This window comes from Acetobacterium wieringae (assembly GCF_023700225.1).
GTDB lineage: Bacteria > Bacillota > Clostridia > Eubacteriales > Eubacteriaceae > Acetobacterium > Acetobacterium wieringae.
Genome location: NZ_CP097897.1, coordinates 3,289,903 through 3,307,183, shown reverse-complemented (window position 1 = coordinate 3,307,183; position 17,281 = coordinate 3,289,903). Strand labels below are relative to the sequence as shown.

Here is a 17,281-nt window from a genome sequence, read left to right as displayed (position 1 = left end):
TACTTAGCCATCTTGATGCGTTGTTTGATGGTAAGTTATTGGCTTTTTATGCTTTTGGCCATTCTTTCTTAAGCACTTTTTCGACAAAAGTCCGGGCCAGCTGTTCGTCAAATTGCTGACCGGCGCATTTTTTAATTTCGATGATCGCCTCTTCATCAGTCAAGGCCCGGCAATAAGGCCGCTCGGTGGTCATTGTGCAGTAGGCATCGGCAATGGCAATGATCCGACCCTGTAAGGTTATTTCATTGGCTTTCAGACCTTTGGGATAGCCCTTACCATCCCAGCGCTCATGGTGCTCCAGCACAAATTTGGCAATTTCAGCCAATTCAGTGACGGAACGGAGAATGTGGTAGCCGATTTCAGGGTGGCGCTTGATTTCGGCCCATTCGGCATCGCTGAGTTTTTCAGACTTGTTTAAAATGGCAGCGTCGATGGCAATTTCGCCAATATCATGACGCAATCCAGCCAGGCCGAGCTGATTGAGCGCTTCTGTTTCCAAGCCCAGTTCTCGGCCAATGGCCTGGCAGTAATCACAGACTAATTGGGAATGAATCACTTCCTGGTGGTTCCGTTCGTAAATGGAATTGACAATTAATTCGATGGTGGCTTTTTTAATACTGGGACTGATAGTCAGTTTATGTTGATACATGGCATCTTCGGCGCGTTTAAAAACATCGGTCAGGTCGTCATGAGGATCGGTTTTAATGGCAAAGCCCATCGAAACAGATAGGATGATGTTGTCAATTCGGACCTTGCTGATCGCAGCATTGAGTCGCTTAACAATATTTTCGACACTGTTGCGGTCAGTTTTTGAAAAGAGGATCACAAACTCATCGCCGCCCACCCGTGAGGCAATTTCATCGTGGCGGCATTCACTTTTTAAGATCTGGGCAAATTCTTTTAAAATCTTGTCCCCCATTTGGTGGCCATAGGCATCATTAATCAGCTTGAGCCCGTTGACATCTGCCATAATCAGGGCAATTGGCAGGTTTCGCAGGGTATCCAGACGGAGGAGCTCTTCTTCATAAAAACGACGATTGTAGAGTCCGGTTAACTGATCATGATAGCTTAAATAAAGCACTTTTTCTTCGGCTTTTTTGCGTTTGTCAATATTGCGGCTGACTCCCACCAACTCAATATCACCACTGGCATGGTAGCGGTATTTGGTGGAAACCTCAACCCAGATCAGGCGGCCATCTTTGCAGGGCTGCTGGATTTCAATCAGGTAGGTATTGGGAGCTTTGGGGTTGGCAATAAAGGTTTGGACATTTTTTTTGAGGTTTGCCCGAACCCGCTGTAGGGAATCGGCCGTCATCGAGTCGGCCAGATTTTCGGCCATCGCTTCTTCGGGCGTGAGACCCCGCAACTGAAAAATTGAGGGGCTCATGTAGGTAAATGTGTTATGGGTAAGATTGAAAAGCCAAATAACATCAGAGGCAAATTCAGTCAGGAAACGGTATTTTTCTTCGCTTTTAATCAGGGCCAGTTCAGCTTTCTTCCGTTCAGTGATATCGTTAATAATGCTGATGATGTGAGGGGTGTTGTTCATGATGATAATTTTAGCAGAAACGGAACAGATGCGGATATCATTATTTTTGGTGCGAAAATTCAATTCGTAGTCATCAACAGACTGATTGTCGGTGATGGCTTTGAGCAGCTTTTCCCGATCGGCGGGCTGTTCGTAAAGATTCAGCTCCAATAAACTCTTGTTTTCAACTTCTTCCCGGGAGAAGCCAGTAAAATTTAAAAAGCCAAGATTGAAATTGATAATTTTGCCGTTGGGCAGATTGGTGATCAGACTGGCATCGGGACTGAGGTTAAAGATTTGCTCAAACTGCTCCTTGGCAGTGCGAATATCGGCACTCATCCGTTCATTGTTCATGACAATAAAAGTGAAGGTCACAATGATGTTGAAGATAAAGGCGCCGGAAAAAGAAAAAATTTGAAAAATAGTTGGCGTCAGGGCATTACTTATCGGAGCGGAAAACAAAGCAAAAATGGCTCTAAAACCGGAAAAAACACTCATGACAGCATACATCATAAAGAGCAGCGGAATTTGGCGGGGGAAGGGGGGCTTTCGGATATTAAAAAGGGTGGTGGCAATCAGCAGAGCAATCGTAGCAAAGGATAAATAGACAAAAAAGATGCGCAGCGAAATGCTGTTAAATACAAACTCGAAATAGATAAGCAGGACCAGACAAAATCCGAAAACAATGGATGGAAGCCATTTATTTTCCGGCAGATCTAAATAATTCACCAAGCCCAGATACTGAAAAATCAGTGCCAGTAGGAGCAAAGCGTTTCCAATCACAACCGTGACCAGGCCGTTATCGCTACTGCCCTGAAGCATCACAAAAAGAAACCCCAGGGCAAAAAAGGAGCAGCTGGCTCCAAAGTGATCAACGCCGGGATATTTGGACGACAAAAAAAAGATAAAGATTGCCTGAAAGACGCTGGAAATTACTAAAATCAGGGCAATGGTAGCCAGATCGATATTCATAGTTGCCTCTCATCGGATGAAGACGGATAACGTGTAACAACAGATGCCCGCATTCTAAAAAAGGATTATTTATGATTATTATATCCCGATTTGATAAAAAGAAACAGCGATCGTTAAAAAATACTAATATGAAAATGATTTTCAAATTGCTTTGACAGCGGTGGGATTTTGATGTAATATGAAAATGATTTTCAAATTCATTTTAAGCGGGGGAAAAAATGGGAAAACCGTCTTACTACAAAACAAAGCAACAGGATACAATCCTGAAGTATTTGATTTCCAAAAAAATCAGCACATTACTGTCACGATGATTGCTGAATTTTTAGAAAAGCAGGGCACACCGGTGGGCGTAACAACCATTTATCGACATCTTGACAAGTTGGTGGAACAGGGCGAACTGCAAAAATATATCATCGATGGAGTAACCAGTGCCTGTTTTCAGTATATCGGCGATGAAGCCCATTGCCATGAGCATTTTCATCTGAAGTGCGAAAATTGCGGAACCCTGATTCATCTGGAATGTGGCTACATGAATGATCTCTACACCCATGTGTTGAAACACCACGCCTTTGATATTAATTCATTCAAAACAGTTTTTTATGGTTTATGTAAAGGCTGTTCAGATAAAAAAAACCATACGGAGGCATTATGATGCGAAAAAAGATTGTTGTTTTTATGGTTCTACTGGTTTTGGCAGTGGGTGTAACCGGCTGTGCCCAGAATACAGCGGCAAAAAACGCCGAGAGTGCAGGAAAGATCAGCATTGTCACGACTATTTTTCCCGTCTATGATTTTGCCAGAGCGATTGCCGGGGGTCAGGCTGAGTTGACGATGCTGGTAAAACCAGCTGCTGAAGTTCATTCCTATGATCCTTCACCGGCAGATATAATAAAAATTCAGGAAGCGGATGTATTTATCTACATTGGCGGCGAGAATGATGCCTGGGTCAGCACCATTCTGGAATCCATGGATACCAGCAATAAGAAAATTATTCGGCTGATGGATGCGGTTAAACCGGTTGAAGAGGAAACGGTGGAAGGGATGGAGGCTGAAGAAGAGGAAGTGGCCCCTGAAACGACTCAAAATAAAACCGAACCGGCTGAGGAAGAAATCGAGTATGACGAACATATCTGGACCTCACCTAAAAATGCCATCTTAATGGTCAATGAAATCGCTGCGGCATTGGCTGAAATTGATCCCCAAAATGCTGCTGTCTATACTCAGAATGCCGCTGACTATACGGCTCAGATTCAGGCCGTGGATGATGAAATTGCCGGGATTGTGGCAGCCGCTCCCAATAAGCTGCTGGTCTTTGGTGATCGCTTTCCGTTTCGGTACTTTGTTGACGAATTTGGGCTTGACTATAAAGCCGCATTTCCGGGCTGTAGCACCGATACCGAGGCCAGTGCGGGCACTTTGGCTTATCTGATGAACACCATCAAAGAGAATAATATTAAGTATGTTTATTATATCGAACTCAGCAATCAAAATATTGCCAAAGCCATCAGCGAACAAACCGGAGCCGGGCTGCTGCAACTTCATTCGGTTCATAATGTGACAAAGGACGATTTTGATGCTGGCGCAACCTATGTTTCAATTATGCAGCAAAATGTCGAAAACCTGCGAAAGGGGTTGGCCAACAAATGAAACTAATTTCCTGTGAAGGGGTCACCATCGGATATGATGGACAACGGGCCGTGAACAAGGTCAGCTTTGATCTGGAGCAGGGTGACTATCTTTGTATTGTGGGCGAAAACGGTTCAGGAAAAAGTACCCTGGTCAAAGGTCTGTTGGGACTGATTAAACCTCAGGAGGGCAGCATCACCTTTAACGGCATTGCGCCAAATGAAATCGGCTATCTACCGCAACAGACAGTGATTCAGCGGGACTTTCCAGCCAGCGTTGGCGAGGTGGTGATCTCCGGCTGCCTTAATCGGCGCGGGCTGTTGCCGTTTTATTCCCGGGCAGAAAAAGATCGGGCCGCTGATAAGATGAAGCAGCTTAATATCACTGATATTCAAAAGAAATCCTATCGGGACTTGTCGGGAGGCCAGCAGCAGCGGGTGTTGCTGGCCCGGGCCCTCTGTGCCACCGAAAAACTGTTGCTGCTGGATGAGCCGGTTTCCGGTCTGGATCCGGTGATGACCGCCGATTTGTATCAATTGGTAGCAAGGCTTAATCAAACCCAGGGGATTACGGTCTTGATGGTTTCACATGATCTGGAAAGTGCCATCAAATATGGCAACAAAATTCTGCACATGAAAACCGAAACGGCCTTCTTTGGTTCAACCGCCGATTACCTGAAAACAGAGATGTGTCAGCGGATGATGGGGGCTAAGATATGATTGAATTGCTGACTGAATTACTATCGTACACCTTTGTGGTCAGAGCCCTGATCGTTGGGGTTCTAGTCTCTCTGTGTGCCGCCCTGCTGGGTGTCAGTCTGGTCTTAAAACGCTATTCGATGATCGGAGATGGCTTGTCTCATGTCGGTTTTGGGGCCCTGGCCCTGGCGATGGCGTTAAACCTGTCGCCGCTGGAAGTGGCCATTCCGGTGGTGGCGGTGGCCGCCTTTGTGCTGTTACGGATCAGTGAAAACAGCCGGATCAAAGGCGATGCGGCGATTGCCCTGATTTCCAGCAGTTCGCTGGCCATTGGCGTGATTATCATCTCCTATACATCGGGAATGAACACCGATACCTGCAATTATATGTTTGGAAGTATCCTGGCGATGAGCAAAAGCGATGTTATTCTCAGTGTAGCGGTTTCGATTGTGGTGATCGTGTTGTATGTGTTGTTTTATAACAAAATTTTTGCCGTTACCTTCGATGAGAATTTTACCCGGGCGACCGGTACCAATGCCAGCCGCTACAACACCCTGATAGCTCTGTTAACGGCGATGACCATTGTGGTGGGGATGCGGATGATGGGAGCGCTGCTGATTTCCAGTCTGATAATTTTTCCGGCCCTGACGTCAATGCGCTTGTTTAAAACCTTTAAGCAGGTGGTAATCAGCTCGGCCATTTTATCGGTGATCTGTTTTGTGGCGGGAATTGTCCTGTCCTTTATTTTCTCTTTTCCCACCGGGGCCAGCGTGGTCGTGATCAATTTGCTGATGTTTGGCATTTTTTCAGCCATTGGTTTATTGAAGAAAAAGTATTAGGAGGTTCAGCGGTTGAAAAAAAGCGGATGGTTATTAATGCTGGTAATCCTTGCAAGCCTGTTGACCGGGTGCGCTACTGACAAGGCTACTGAAGTGGTTGAGATCAGTGAGCGGATGTTTATTACGCAATGCAACGATGTGTATATCAACACAGATGAATATACGAACAAGACCATTGTTCTGGAAGGGATGTACTACGAGTATACTGATCCGAAAACCAATCAGGTTCACACCTATGTCATTCGCAATGGTCCAGGGTGCTGCGCTAACGATGGGATAGTCGGTTTTGAGATTCTATTTGAAGGCGATAAACCGGTACCAAACGACTGGATTCGGGTGACGGGAAAAGTTGAGAAACTGGATAACAATGAACTTGAAACCATTGTTCTGCGGTTGGATCAGATTGAGATAAAAGCAGAGCGGGGGCAGGAAACCGTTTTGAATTAAGCTTATCTGAGGATTAGAAAATTAATTAGAAGTGGGTAAAATTTTTATGGTAAAATAAGGTAAACAACACTAAAACTCAGAAGCGGAGGTTTGGTCATTTATGAAGAAAAATACTGCAGTGGTGTATGCAATCTTGGCAGCGCTGCTGTTTGGGATGAATGCGCCCTTTTCCAAGCTGCTGCTCAATGAAATTGATCCTTTGTTTCTGGCAGCGCTTTTATATCTAGGGGCTGGGCTGGGAATGACCGTGTTGACTCTGCTAAATAAAACCCGACGGACGGCAACTGCAGAAGCCAGACTTACCAAAAAAGAAATGCCTTCAGTGGTGCTGATGATTTTACTGGATATCGCAGCGCCGATTTTTCTATTACTGGGAATCAATCTGACCAATTCCAGCACCGCTGCTTTGCTAGGCAATTTTGAGATTGTCGCAACCTCAGTGATAGCCATGATTTTCTTTAAAGAAGCCATTGGTAAACGGATGTGGATGGCCATTGGCTTTATTTCACTGGCCAGTATCATCCTGACGATTAGTGATGCGATGACGATTAACTTATCGATTGGGGCTGTTTTTGTAATTCTTGCGTGTATCTGTTGGGGTTTCGAGAATAACTGCACCCGGAATTTATCAATCAAAGATCCGGTTCAGGTGGTTGTCCTTAAAGGCTTTGGATCAGGGCTGGGTGCGCTGTTGATTGCCGCAATCTGGGGCGACCTGTCAGGTTCACTGATTGATATCATTCTGGCCATGGCCTTAGGCTTTGTCGCTTATGGTTTGAGTATTTTTTTCTATGTCAAAGCCCAGCGGGGGCTGGGAGCATCCAGAACCAGTGCCTACTATGCGGCTGCTCCGTTTATGGGGGTTCTGATATCCTGGCTGGTACTTAAGGAACCGATCACGGTTTCGTTTTTAATGGCCCTGGCCATCATGCTTCTGGGAACCTGGCTGGCTTTGTCAGAAGATCACGAACATGCCCACACTCATCTTGAAGAGACCCATGATCACAGCCATAACCATGATGATGAACACCATCTTCATGCCGATCATCCGCCGGTTAAGGGTGAGCATTGTCATGAGCATACCCACAATAATACGGTTCACAGTCATTGCCATCTGCCGGATGTGCATCATCGGCATTTGCATTAAAGTTACCGGATAAATGTTATTAAATTGCACAAAAAACTTAGCCGTTCTGCTACTAGCAGCCATGGCTAAGTTTTTTTTATTTGCGGGAGATATAAATAACCAATTAGACAACCCGAAAATAAGGTTTAATCTCAAAAGGGATTAATTGTAAAATGTGTTTGCTTTCAGCAATGATTTCATCAATGCGGTTTTCCTCAATGTGCATTAGCACAAAATGAAGGCTGGTCAGGTAATCCAGGCATTCTTCCAGGGAGCAGTTAAACTCACCGTTGGCATAAGCTAATTTAACCGCTAAGGAGGAAGCCATGGCCGATCGGGCAATCATTGATATTTCATCGGGACAGCGTTTTAGTTTCAAGCCATAGTGGCGGTCGTGGATTTTATAAAGATGAACAGCACTTCGGGAAAAGGTATCGTCATGCTTTTCATCGGCGTGCTCCTTAACAAAGCGCATGACATTAGGGTCACATAGGTGGAGCCGATCATATAAGCGAATTTCCACTGCGGTACTCACCTGTAAATCGGTTTCTCTTTCTCGAAAATATTCCAAATAAAGTTTTAATGCCACATTGTTTTTATGCTCAATCAGAAATTTCTCAGTCACTTCCCGGGCTAAATTCGATTTTGATTTAAAATAATAAGTAATTAAGGGTTTGGTAATTTTGCAGATATCTGCAATTTGATCCAGATAGGTTGCCGTATAGCCTTGCTCATAGAAAAGTTTGGTGGCAGTCTGGAGGATGTTTTCTTTTTGATTTTTCATCGGCGTCTCTCTTTTCTTGATGCGTTTATTGTAGCCTTTAATCATGGGGAGATCAAGGCAAAACTAAGAAGTGAAGAAAAAAACTTTACCGGTAAAATAATGATTGACAATTCGTAAAAATAAGACTATACTGCAATTACTTTACCGGTTAAATTCAAACGGATCAAAAAAGAAATGGTGCAAAATAAAGCAGACAGTGAGCGTGCAGAGGGTAAGCATCATAATAGGGTTGTAAACGTTGATCACCCGGGAAATTTTAAGAACGTGTGAAATCGGTTTCGGATTACGAAAAACCAGCACGTTAAAGAAGGAGTAAAAAATGATTATTATTGGCGAAAAAATTAACGGCGCCATTCCCTCAACCGGGAAGGCAATTGCGGAAAAAGATGCTGAGTTCATCCGGAATCTGGCCATCAAGCAGGCGGAAGCCGGAGCTGATTTTATCGATGTCTGTGCTTCGGTGGATGATGACATCGAACTGGAAACGATGAAATGGTTAATCGACATCGTGCAGGATGCTGTGGATACACCGATTGCGGTGGACAGCCCCAATGTCTATACTTGCATTGAATCGATGAAATACTGCAATAAGCCAGGACTGTTCAACTCAGTATCATTAGAAGGTGACAAAGTCGATGTGGCCTTTAAGGTGTTGGCCGATACCAAGTGGGAATGCGTTGCGCTTTTAAACAGTGACAAGGGTATCCCGAAAACCGCCAAGGATCGGCTGGAAGTGTTCACCGACTTAATGGCAAAATGTAAGGAATATAACATTGACCCTTCTCGCATGCATATTGATCCCTTGATTGAAATGCTGTGTACTTCGGAAGATGGTATTACCATGGTTACTGAAGTCATCCGGGAAATTAAAAAGCAATATCCAACCATTCATGTCACCGGCGCTGTCAGCAATATTTCCTTCAATTTACCAGCCCGTCGGATTGCCAATCAGGCCTTTGCTGTTCTGGCTATGAGTGCTGGCATGGACAGCTTTATTCTCGATCCCCTGAACAAGGACATGATGGGAATGCTCTTTGCCACTGAAGCGATGATGGGCGAAGATGAATATTGCATGGAATATATTGGTGCCTTCCGGGAAGGTATTTTCGTAAAATAAAAACAGCCGTTGACTTGCTCCGGTTTACGCCAAACAATTTCGTAAACCGATAGCAAAGCAATAAGCGGTTATTTAGATAAGTTAACAAAAAATCCGGCACTCACACAGGTTCCGGGTGGTTTAAATAAAAGTAAATAAATTAAATCAAAAATCAAAGGAGAAATTGAAGATGTCAAAAATTGAAGATGTAAAAGTATTGGTCGAAACTGGTAAATCAAAAAAAGTTGCTGCAGCCGTTCAGGAAGCCCTGGATGCTGGTGATAAAGCACAGGATATTCTGGATGCGATGATCGCTTCCATGGGTGTAGTTGGCGATAAATTCTCATCCGGCGAAATTTTTGTTCCGGAAATGTTAATTGCTGCTAAAGCGATGTCAAAAGGCGTAGAAGTATTAAAACCGGTTATGGCCGGAGATGGATCCAGCTCACTGGGGACCTGCATTATGGGAACCGTTGCTGGAGACCTTCACGATATCGGCAAAAACCTGGTTGTGATGATGTTGGAAAGTGCCGGATTTGATATGGTTGATCTGGGCGTTGATGTGCCAGCAGATAAGTTTGTTGAAGCCGTAAAAGAAAATAACAACGTGGTTCTGGTTGCTTGTTCCGGTTTGTTAACAACGACCATGCCTGCTTTAAAAGAGGCAGTCCAAACCATTAAAGCAGCTTATCCGGACATGAAGGTTATCGTTGGTGGTGCGCCAGTTACTCAGGAATACGCGGATGAAATCGGTGCTGATGGTTATGCTCCAGATGCTGGCAGCTCCGCAGCTAAAGCCAAAGAACTAATTGGCGCTTAATTAAAACACACATTTATTTAGGATTTGCTGAATATAGCATATAAAGGAGAAATAATGTTAACAATCAGAGAAAATTTACTAGAAACAATGAAGGGTGGTAACCCGGATCGTTTTGTCAAGCAATACGAATTCATTGATCTGATCATGGAAGTACCACTGGGTCTGGAATTTAACTATGGTCAGACATGGAAGGATCATTGGGGGATTACCTGGCAATGGCCAGAAGGACAATTGGGAATGTTCCCAGTTCACCATGATGGCCTGGCAGTCATTCAGGATATTACCGAATGGAAAAGTGTGGTTAAAAAACCAGCAATTGCCACCTCCGACGAAGCCTGGGCGCCAGCCATTGCCCATGCCAATGCCGTTGACCGTAAAGAAAAATTTGCCACAGCATTCTTTGCACCAGGAATTTTTGAAATGACCCATCATTTAATGGGTATGGAAAATGCCCTGATGGCGCTTTACGAAGAGCCTGAAGCGATGCAGGAACTGATTGACTATCTGACTGAATATGAACTGGAATTTGCTGCCGTCATGATGGAAAAATTAAAGCCAGAAGCAATCCTCCATCATGATGACTGGGGTAGCCAGATTTCATCATTCATCTCACCAGAAATGTTTGAAGAATTCTTTGTACCATCGTACAAAAAAATCTATCAGTTCTATAAAGACAATGGGGTGGAACTGATTATCCACCACAGTGACTCTTACGCAGCTAATTTAGTGCCTTATATGATCGAAGTGGGTATTGATATCTGGCAGGGGGTCATGAACACCAATAATATTCCTGAACTGATTGAAAAATACGGCGAAAAGATCACCTTTATGGGCGGTCTTCATAGCGGTACCGTTGATTATCCTGGCTGGGAAAAAGAAGTGGTTAAAAAACAGGTGGAAGAAACCTGTAAAGCCAACGGCCATAAATACTTCATTCCCTGCCAGACCTCTGGACTGCCAATCGAAAACTTTGAAGGCGTGATTGCTTACATCGATGAATGCATCGATGAAATGAGCAAGGAAGAGTTTTAAATAAGCGTATAAAAACCCCTGGATCGTATTTAGATTGGCGATCCAGGGGTTAATTTTTTCACTCAATGTTGGCTTGGCAAAACCAACAGGCTTGCCACCATCGCTTGGGACTGTGATCGAGAAAAGTCTACGGCACTTTCTCAGTAGACAACTTTTCTTCACTTATATGATAGCATGGAACCCCAAAAACTACAAGACTGTTCTAAATAGCCCAATTATGGTAAACTACCAATCGAAGCTGCTGCATGAGCATTGCCGATTCATGAAAAAGGGGTATTGAGATGAACGAAAAACAAAAAGATTGGTCTATTGAAGAAGAAAAACTGGAGGAAACCATGGCAGAGGCCAGACTTCAGTTGGATGATGCGATCAATGCGAATGATAAAAACCGGGAAATGATTCAGGCGGCAAAAAAAGAAATACGTGAAAACACCTCCCATAGTATTGGTAATCTCTGGGGCTCTGATGGCTTTGAAGCACTGGTTGAGCTAAGTCAGGCGATGAATCCGGTGACCGAACGAACGGCCATTTATGAATTTACTGAAGTCAAGATTAAAAAACTCCAGAATATTATGGAATCACCCTATTTTGCCCGCATTGACTTTTGCTTCAGTGAGGGGGATCATACCGAGCAAATCTATATTGGCCACCATTCGCTTAAAAAAGAAAATGTTTATAAACTGCTTATCCATGATTGGCGGTCACCGGTTGCCAGCGTTTTTTACCGTTTTGCCCCGGGAAATGCCCATTATGATGCACCGGTTGGCCGGATTGAGGGCAAACTGCTGTTAAAACGACAATTTGAAATAAAGGATGGCCAACTGGAGTACTTTTTTGATGCGGATCTGCAGGTTTTTGATGATTTTCTCCGAAAACTGTTATCGCACAATACCTCGCCCAAAATGAAAACCATTGTGGAATCGATCCAGCGGGATCAGGATCTGGTTATTCGGGATATGGAAAATGACCTGTTGATTGTTCAAGGCGTGGCGGGCAGTGGTAAAACGTCGATTGCCCTGCATCGGGCGGCCTATCTGATGTATCAGGGATTGTCAGACCGGCTGGAGGGTCGGGAAATTTTGATCATTTCGCCGCATAAACTCTTTGAGCAGTACATCGCGAATGTGATTCCCGAACTGGGTGAAGAAAATGTTCGAACGGTTATCTTTGACCAAATTCTCAAAGATCTGATCGACAGAAAATTTGAAACCAAAAATATCTTTCTGGAACGGGTCTTATCAAATGGTTCGCAGAGTGGGTTAAAAAGGGATGCGATGACCTTTAAAGGCTCAGCCGATTTTATCACAATTCTTGATCGCTTTATCGCCGAAATCCCCGAGCGTTTTATGAACATCCGGGATATAAGCTATAAAGGTGAAACGATTTTTACCCGAACTGAAATAATCAGCCGCCTGCAAATCAATCCGGATACGCCCTTAAAAATCAAACTGGGTTATCTGGAAGAAGCCATTAATGAAAAAGTCTATCAAAAATGGCGCCGTCCCCTTAAAAGTTCGCTGCGCAGTGAAATGATGCGCTTTACCGAAATTGACACATTTTATCTGTATCAACAGCTTTATGAAAGCGAGCGCAACTTTTTTAAACTGGCTACCGGGATTAAGCTGCCGGACGGCATCAATAAAATTCTGGCGGGAACCAAACGCAATCTGGCTCATAAAAACCTGAACTATGATGATGCCTTAGCCTTGGGTTACTTAAGCTTACGGTTATTTGGGGCCAAAGAATACAGCACCATCAAACAGGTGATCATCGATGAAGGCCAGGATTATTATCCCCTTCATTATGAAATTATTAACCGCTTGTTTTTAAAATCCAAGCTCACTATTTTGGGAGATATCAACCAGACTCTGCAAAAAAGTGAAGATCTCAGCTTTTATCAGCAGATCACAAAGCGTTTAAACCGCAAGAAAAATGCCCTGGTGACAATGAACAAAAGTTATCGCTGTACCAGCGAAATTTTGCGTTTTAGTAAGAAATTTATTGATGATGAGATTCCGGTGGAGAGTTTTAACCGTAGTGGCGCAGAACCGGTGTTGCTGGGGGTGCCCAATTTTGTGGAGCTGGTTGACCGGCTTACGGAAGCGATCGATCAGTGCAAACAAGAAGGCTACCAATCAATCGGGCTGATTTTAAAAACCCAGAAAAACACCACTGTGCTTTTTGATGCCTTATCAAAAAAAATGCAAGTCAATCTGATTCGCCATGAAACGGTGGCGGAGATTGAGGAGGTCTCGATCATGCCGGTGTATCTGTCCAAAGGGTTGGAGTTTGATGCGGTGTTTATTTGTGATGTCAACCAGGCCAATTATCAGAGTGAGGCAGACCAGCGGCTGCTTTATATCAGCTGTACCCGGGCCCTGCATCGGTTGTATCTGCTGTGGGAAGGTCAACCGAGCCCACTGCTTAAAGGATAATAGGCGTGATTCGATAATGAGCTCTCCCCAAATGAAGCACTCGAATTCAAGGATTGATTTAAAAAAAATAAATAGTCTGAAAAAACGAACCGGTAATGCCATTACGCACTACCGGTTTTTTCTGTGTTATAACGAGTAAGTACCATATCGCCACATTGTTTTCTTGATTGACTAATGTTTAGTTAACTGACGGTCATGCAATACTGATATCATAGCAGGAATCAACAAATATAAAAATGGTAGCATCATAATGAAAATACGAAAAATTGATTGGATAGCCGGAGGCATGGGTATACAAAAATAAAGACCGATTTTTCCCGAGAGAAATTGTCGAATATAATTAAAAAGAGGGTGATTGACGATGCAGCAGACTGATTACGAATCGATGGGAGCGGTTCCAGAAAAACCCATTGAGAGCTTATCCGTTGCGGATGTGTACGTTGCACTAAAAACAAGTGGACAAGGCTTGAGCTCTGACGAAGCGGTACCGCACGACTGGCCCATTATGGTGAGAACAGCATTCAAAAAAGAAGGGCAAGCCGCTGATCTGGAAATTTCTGGCCAATTTTACGCACCTGATGGCCATTCTTTTATGGATTGGCGGCGTGGTTGCTCTGGTTGCCCAGTTGCCCCAATTGGCCATTGCGATTTGGCTGGTCAATCTGATTAATGGACTGTTCAGCTTCTGGCAGGAGTTTCAGGCAGAAAAAGCGGTGGAAGCCCTGGGTCAACTGTTGCCGACCTATGCCCGGGTAATCCGGGACGGCAAAGAAGTCAAAATTCTGGCGGAGGAGCTGGTTCCCGGGGATCTGATTATTCTGGCTGAGGGTGACCGGATTTCAGCCGACAGTCGTCTGGTGGAGGACAATGACTTTAGAGCCGATCAATCGATTCTGACCGGGGAATCACATCCTGCCCACAAAACCAGGGATGTTGGCCATCGTACCGACTTGGGGCGTGCGGAGCAGCCCAATCTGATTTTTGCCGGAACCAATGCCGCTTCAGGGGCTTGTAAGGCAGTGGTTTTTGCTACTGGTATGACTACCGAGTTCGGAAAAATTGCCGATTTGACCCAGAACATGGTTGAGGTACCCAGTCCGCTGCAGATTGAAATGGGACGGATTACCCGACTGGTTTCAGCCATGGCGATCAGTATGGGGGTCATCTTTTTTGTGCTGGCAGTGTTGTTGGCCCATGTCAATGTGACCGAAAGCTTTATTTTTGCCATGGGGATGATTGTCGCCTTTATCCCCGAGGGACTGCTGCCAACCGTGACCTTATCCCTGGCCATGGGCGTCAAACGGATGGCCAAACGCAATGCCCTGATCAAGCGCCTATCGGCTGTTGAAACGCTGGGCTGCACCACAGTGATCTGCACCGATAAAACCGGAACCCTGACCCAGAATGAAATGACGGTCAGCGACTGCTGGATGGTCAATCAACAGATGAAGGTAACCGGGGTTGGCTATGCCCCGGAAGGTGAAATGCTCTCAGGCGATGTTCCGATTTCGCTGGCCGAAAACAGCGACATGCGCACCTTATTGGTAGCGGCCAGTTTTTGTAATAATTCCCGCTTATTACCGCCATCCCCGGAAATCAATCATTGGAATATTCTGGGGGATCCCACCGAGGCGGCACTGGTGGTGGCCGCCCGGAAGGGGAAAATTGATCTGGATCAGGAACTGAAATTTAGCCCTCGGCTCCGGGAGCTGCCCTTTGAATCCCAGCGCAAGCGGATGACGACGATCCACAAGGTTGCTGGAGATCGTTCAGGTCTGGAAAAGCTGGCCTATATCAAGGGGGCACCCAAAGAAGTGCTGGATTTGTGTAGCCACTATCTTAACGATGGCGAAGCGGTGGCAATGGATGGGGAGATCCGCAAAAAAATCATGGCAGCCAATGACGACTATGCCCGCAAAGGACTCCGGGTCTTGGCGGTGGCAATGCGAAGGTTAACCAAGGACATGGGTTTGCCGGAGCGCCTTAGTGATTATACTCCGGAGCTGATTGAAAATAATATGACTTTTTTAGGCCTGACTGTGATGGCTGATCCACCTCGGGTGGAAGTGGCAGCAGCAGTAAAAAAATGTCATCAGGCCGGGATAAAAATTATTATGATTACCGGGGATTATGGCTTGACGGCCGAAAGCATTGCCCGGCGGATTGGCATTATTCATGGCGCACAGCCCCGGATTGTCACCGGTGTTGAGTTGGATGAAATCAATGACGCCGATCTTAAAAAGGCCTTGTCCGAGGAAATTATTTTTGCCCGGGTGGCCCCAGAACAAAAACTGCGGGTTGTTTCCGCCCTTCAGGAAATGGGCAATGTGGTGGCAGTCACTGGGGATGGGGTCAATGATTCGCCAGCCCTTAAAAAAGCCGACATTGGTATTGCCATGGGGATTTCCGGAACCGATGTGGCAAAGGAAGCCGCCGATATGATTCTCACCGACGATAATTTCGCCTCGATTGTCAATGCGGTGGAAGAAGGTCGGGGGGTCTATAATAATATCCGCAAATTTGCGACCTATATTTTAAACAGTAATGTACCGGAGGCGGTACCGTTTATTGTATTTTTATTCGCTAAAGGTCAGATCCCGCTGCCATTGACGGTTATGCAGATTCTGGCGGTGGATCTGGGCACTGATATGATTCCGGCGATTGCTCTGGGGGTTGAACTCCCCGAGGAAGGCGTCATGCAGCGGCCACCACGCTCCCGAAAAGAACATTTGCTCAATCGCCCCCTACTGATTCGGGCATTTTTATTCTATGGGATTATGGAAGGAGCCATTGCGATGTCAGCCTTTTTCTTTCTGTATTGGCAAAATGGTTGGCCGGGGGTACCAATGGCAGATTCAGGGGAGATTTACCGGATGGCCACCACCATGACCTTGGGAGCCATTGTGGTAACGCAAATCGGAATTGTCTTTAATTGCCGAACCGAACGGGCTTCGGTCTTTAAGGTGGGGCTGTTCAGTAACCATATGATTTTAATTGGGATTGTTTGTGAACTGACGGTCTTTTCGATTCTGGTCTATACCCCATTTTTGCATGCGATCTTTAATACCGCTCCAATCGGTCTGATTGAGTGGGCATATTTGTTTATGTGGGTACCGATAGTGATTCTGATTGATGAACTGCGCAAAGCATTCCTGAGATATTGGGATCGGCGCCGGTTACAGAAAAAAACAGAAGTTATGAAAGGGGAGAGCTAAATGAAAATCATTATCGTCGGCTGCGGCCGAATCGGTTCCGGTTTAGCCATGAAGTTAAGTCAAGGTGACAATGAGATCATTGTGATCGATCAGGAGCCGCTGACGTTTAAACATCTGAGCACCGGATTCAAAGGAAAAACTATCGCTGGCGTGGGGTTTGATCGGGAGGTGCTGCTTACCGCCGGGATAAAGCGGACGGACTCGCTGGCTGCTGTCACTTCCAACGACGAGGCCAATGCGCTCACCGCCCGAATCGCCAGTCAGATTTTTGGGGTTCCGCGAGTGGTTTCAGCGCTTCATGAACCCCGGAAAGCCGAAATTTATCGGCGTTTGGGACTGCAGGTCTTCGATCCTATGTCCTGGGGCGTCAATCGGGTGGCGGATCTGCTGAGCTTCGCCCCGGTTAATGTGGCGATGAGCATCGGCAATGGAGATGTGGATATAATGGAAATCGAGATCCCGGCCTTGTTGGTCGGACGTCGGGTTGGTGAGCTGACAATTCCTGGCGAAGTCAGCGTGGTTTCAATCAGTCGCGGCAATCGCTCGATTATTCCGGTGATTAGTACGGTGTTTGAAGACCGGGATCTGGTCCATCTGGCAGTGGCCACGGCATCCGGCGAACGGCTAAAATCGCTGTTGGGATTAGGATAGAAAAGAGGAGCC

At 45.4% G+C, this 17,281-nt stretch carries 15 protein-coding genes; 13 read left to right on the top strand and 2 right to left on the bottom strand.

Annotated elements, in window-relative coordinates; genetic code table 11:
* Window positions 1-46: 46 nt before the first annotated feature.
* A complete protein-coding gene (locus CHL1_RS16265) occupies window positions 47-2,500 on the bottom strand; it encodes a diguanylate cyclase (protein WP_250934037.1) in 2,454 nt (817 codons plus the stop codon).
* Window positions 2,501-2,678: 178 nt separating this feature from the next.
* Between CHL1_RS16265 and CHL1_RS16260 the strand changes: the two genes are divergently transcribed.
* The 6 genes from CHL1_RS16260 (at window position 2,679) to CHL1_RS16235 (ending at window position 7,257) form a co-directional block, all read left to right on the top strand.
* A complete protein-coding gene (locus CHL1_RS16260; RefSeq protein ID WP_250934036.1) occupies window positions 2,679-3,152 on the top strand; it encodes a Fur family transcriptional regulator in 474 nt (157 codons plus the stop codon).
* Entirely contained in the window at window positions 3,149-4,147 is a 999-nt protein-coding gene (locus CHL1_RS16255; RefSeq protein WP_250934035.1) for a metal ABC transporter substrate-binding protein, read from the top strand. The genes CHL1_RS16260 and CHL1_RS16255 overlap by 4 nt, the downstream gene beginning before the upstream one ends.
* Window positions 4,144-4,845 (top strand): metal ABC transporter ATP-binding protein, encoded by a 702-nt coding sequence (locus CHL1_RS16250; RefSeq protein WP_070370909.1) that lies wholly within the window; start codon window positions 4,144-4,146, stop codon window positions 4,843-4,845. The genes CHL1_RS16255 and CHL1_RS16250 overlap by 4 nt, the downstream gene beginning before the upstream one ends.
* Entirely contained in the window at window positions 4,842-5,663 is an 822-nt protein-coding gene (locus CHL1_RS16245) for a metal ABC transporter permease (protein ID WP_070370910.1), read from the top strand. The genes CHL1_RS16250 and CHL1_RS16245 overlap by 4 nt, the downstream gene beginning before the upstream one ends.
* Before the next feature lie 12 nt (window positions 5,664-5,675).
* Window positions 5,676-6,110, top strand: a complete 435-nt coding sequence (locus tag CHL1_RS16240) for a TIGR03943 family putative permease subunit (RefSeq protein ID WP_250934034.1) — start codon at window positions 5,676-5,678, stop codon at window positions 6,108-6,110.
* A gap of 100 nt (window positions 6,111-6,210) precedes the next feature.
* Window positions 6,211-7,257, top strand: a complete 1,047-nt coding sequence (locus CHL1_RS16235) for a DMT family transporter (protein WP_228880391.1) — start codon at window positions 6,211-6,213, stop codon at window positions 7,255-7,257.
* Between the two features lie 103 nt (window positions 7,258-7,360).
* Here the strand turns inward: CHL1_RS16235 and CHL1_RS16230 are convergent, their stop codons facing one another.
* The gene (locus tag CHL1_RS16230; protein ID WP_070370913.1) at window positions 7,361-8,020 is read right to left on the bottom strand and encodes a TetR/AcrR family transcriptional regulator; all 660 of its coding nucleotides are present in this window, start codon (window positions 8,018-8,020) and stop codon (window positions 7,361-7,363) included.
* A gap of 319 nt (window positions 8,021-8,339) precedes the next feature.
* Between CHL1_RS16230 and CHL1_RS16225 the strand changes: the two genes are divergently transcribed.
* The 7 genes from CHL1_RS16225 (at window position 8,340) to CHL1_RS16195 (ending at window position 17,269) form a co-directional block, all read left to right on the top strand.
* Window positions 8,340-9,137 carry a methyltetrahydrofolate cobalamin methyltransferase gene (locus tag CHL1_RS16225; RefSeq protein WP_070370914.1) on the top strand — a complete coding sequence of 266 codons (798 nt, stop codon included), beginning with the start codon at window positions 8,340-8,342 and terminating at the stop codon, window positions 9,135-9,137.
* Window positions 9,138-9,306: 169 nt separating this feature from the next.
* Window positions 9,307-9,936 carry a corrinoid protein gene (locus CHL1_RS16220; RefSeq protein WP_148638161.1) on the top strand — a complete coding sequence of 210 codons (630 nt, stop codon included), beginning with the start codon at window positions 9,307-9,309 and terminating at the stop codon, window positions 9,934-9,936.
* Window positions 9,937-9,990: 54 nt separating this feature from the next.
* Window positions 9,991-10,968 (top strand): uroporphyrinogen decarboxylase family protein, encoded by a 978-nt coding sequence (locus tag CHL1_RS16215; protein ID WP_070370916.1) that lies wholly within the window; start codon window positions 9,991-9,993, stop codon window positions 10,966-10,968.
* 281 nt (window positions 10,969-11,249) lie between these two features.
* Window positions 11,250-13,403 (top strand): HelD family protein, encoded by a 2,154-nt coding sequence (locus CHL1_RS16210; protein ID WP_250934033.1) that lies wholly within the window; start codon window positions 11,250-11,252, stop codon window positions 13,401-13,403.
* 361 nt (window positions 13,404-13,764) lie between these two features.
* Window positions 13,765-14,073, top strand: a complete 309-nt coding sequence (locus CHL1_RS16205) for a hypothetical protein (protein ID WP_250934032.1) — start codon at window positions 13,765-13,767, stop codon at window positions 14,071-14,073.
* Window positions 14,009-16,618, top strand: coding sequence for a cation-translocating P-type ATPase (locus CHL1_RS16200; protein WP_250934031.1), 2,610 nt, complete (start codon window positions 14,009-14,011; stop codon window positions 16,616-16,618). The genes CHL1_RS16205 and CHL1_RS16200 overlap by 65 nt, the downstream gene beginning before the upstream one ends.
* Window positions 16,619-17,269 carry a potassium channel family protein gene (locus tag CHL1_RS16195; RefSeq protein ID WP_070370922.1) on the top strand — a complete coding sequence of 217 codons (651 nt, stop codon included), beginning with the start codon at window positions 16,619-16,621 and terminating at the stop codon, window positions 17,267-17,269.
* Window positions 17,270-17,281 lie beyond the last annotated feature (12 nt).

Bases quoted from the DNA above. Each gene is read 5' to 3' on its own strand.
- CHL1_RS16265 (WP_250934037.1), bottom strand. From the start codon at position 2,500: ATGAATATCGATCTGGCTACCATTGCCCTGATTTTAGTAATTTCCAGC.
- CHL1_RS16260 (WP_250934036.1), top strand. From the start codon at position 2,679: ATGAAAATGATTTTCAAATTCATTTTAAGCGGGGGAAAAAATGGGAAA.
- CHL1_RS16255 (WP_250934035.1), top strand. From the start codon at position 3,149: ATGATGCGAAAAAAGATTGTTGTTTTTATGGTTCTACTGGTTTTGGCA.
- CHL1_RS16250 (WP_070370909.1), top strand. From the start codon at position 4,144: ATGAAACTAATTTCCTGTGAAGGGGTCACCATCGGATATGATGGACAA.
- CHL1_RS16245 (WP_070370910.1), top strand. From the start codon at position 4,842: ATGATTGAATTGCTGACTGAATTACTATCGTACACCTTTGTGGTCAGA.
- CHL1_RS16235 (WP_228880391.1), top strand. From the start codon at position 6,211: ATGAAGAAAAATACTGCAGTGGTGTATGCAATCTTGGCAGCGCTGCTG.
- CHL1_RS16230 (WP_070370913.1), bottom strand. From the start codon at position 8,020: ATGAAAAATCAAAAAGAAAACATCCTCCAGACTGCCACCAAACTTTTC.
- CHL1_RS16225 (WP_070370914.1), top strand. From the start codon at position 8,340: ATGATTATTATTGGCGAAAAAATTAACGGCGCCATTCCCTCAACCGGG.
- CHL1_RS16220 (WP_148638161.1), top strand. From the start codon at position 9,307: ATGTCAAAAATTGAAGATGTAAAAGTATTGGTCGAAACTGGTAAATCA.
- CHL1_RS16215 (WP_070370916.1), top strand. From the start codon at position 9,991: ATGTTAACAATCAGAGAAAATTTACTAGAAACAATGAAGGGTGGTAAC.
- CHL1_RS16210 (WP_250934033.1), top strand. From the start codon at position 11,250: ATGAACGAAAAACAAAAAGATTGGTCTATTGAAGAAGAAAAACTGGAG.
- CHL1_RS16205 (WP_250934032.1), top strand. From the start codon at position 13,765: ATGCAGCAGACTGATTACGAATCGATGGGAGCGGTTCCAGAAAAACCC.
- CHL1_RS16195 (WP_070370922.1), top strand. From the start codon at position 16,619: ATGAAAATCATTATCGTCGGCTGCGGCCGAATCGGTTCCGGTTTAGCC.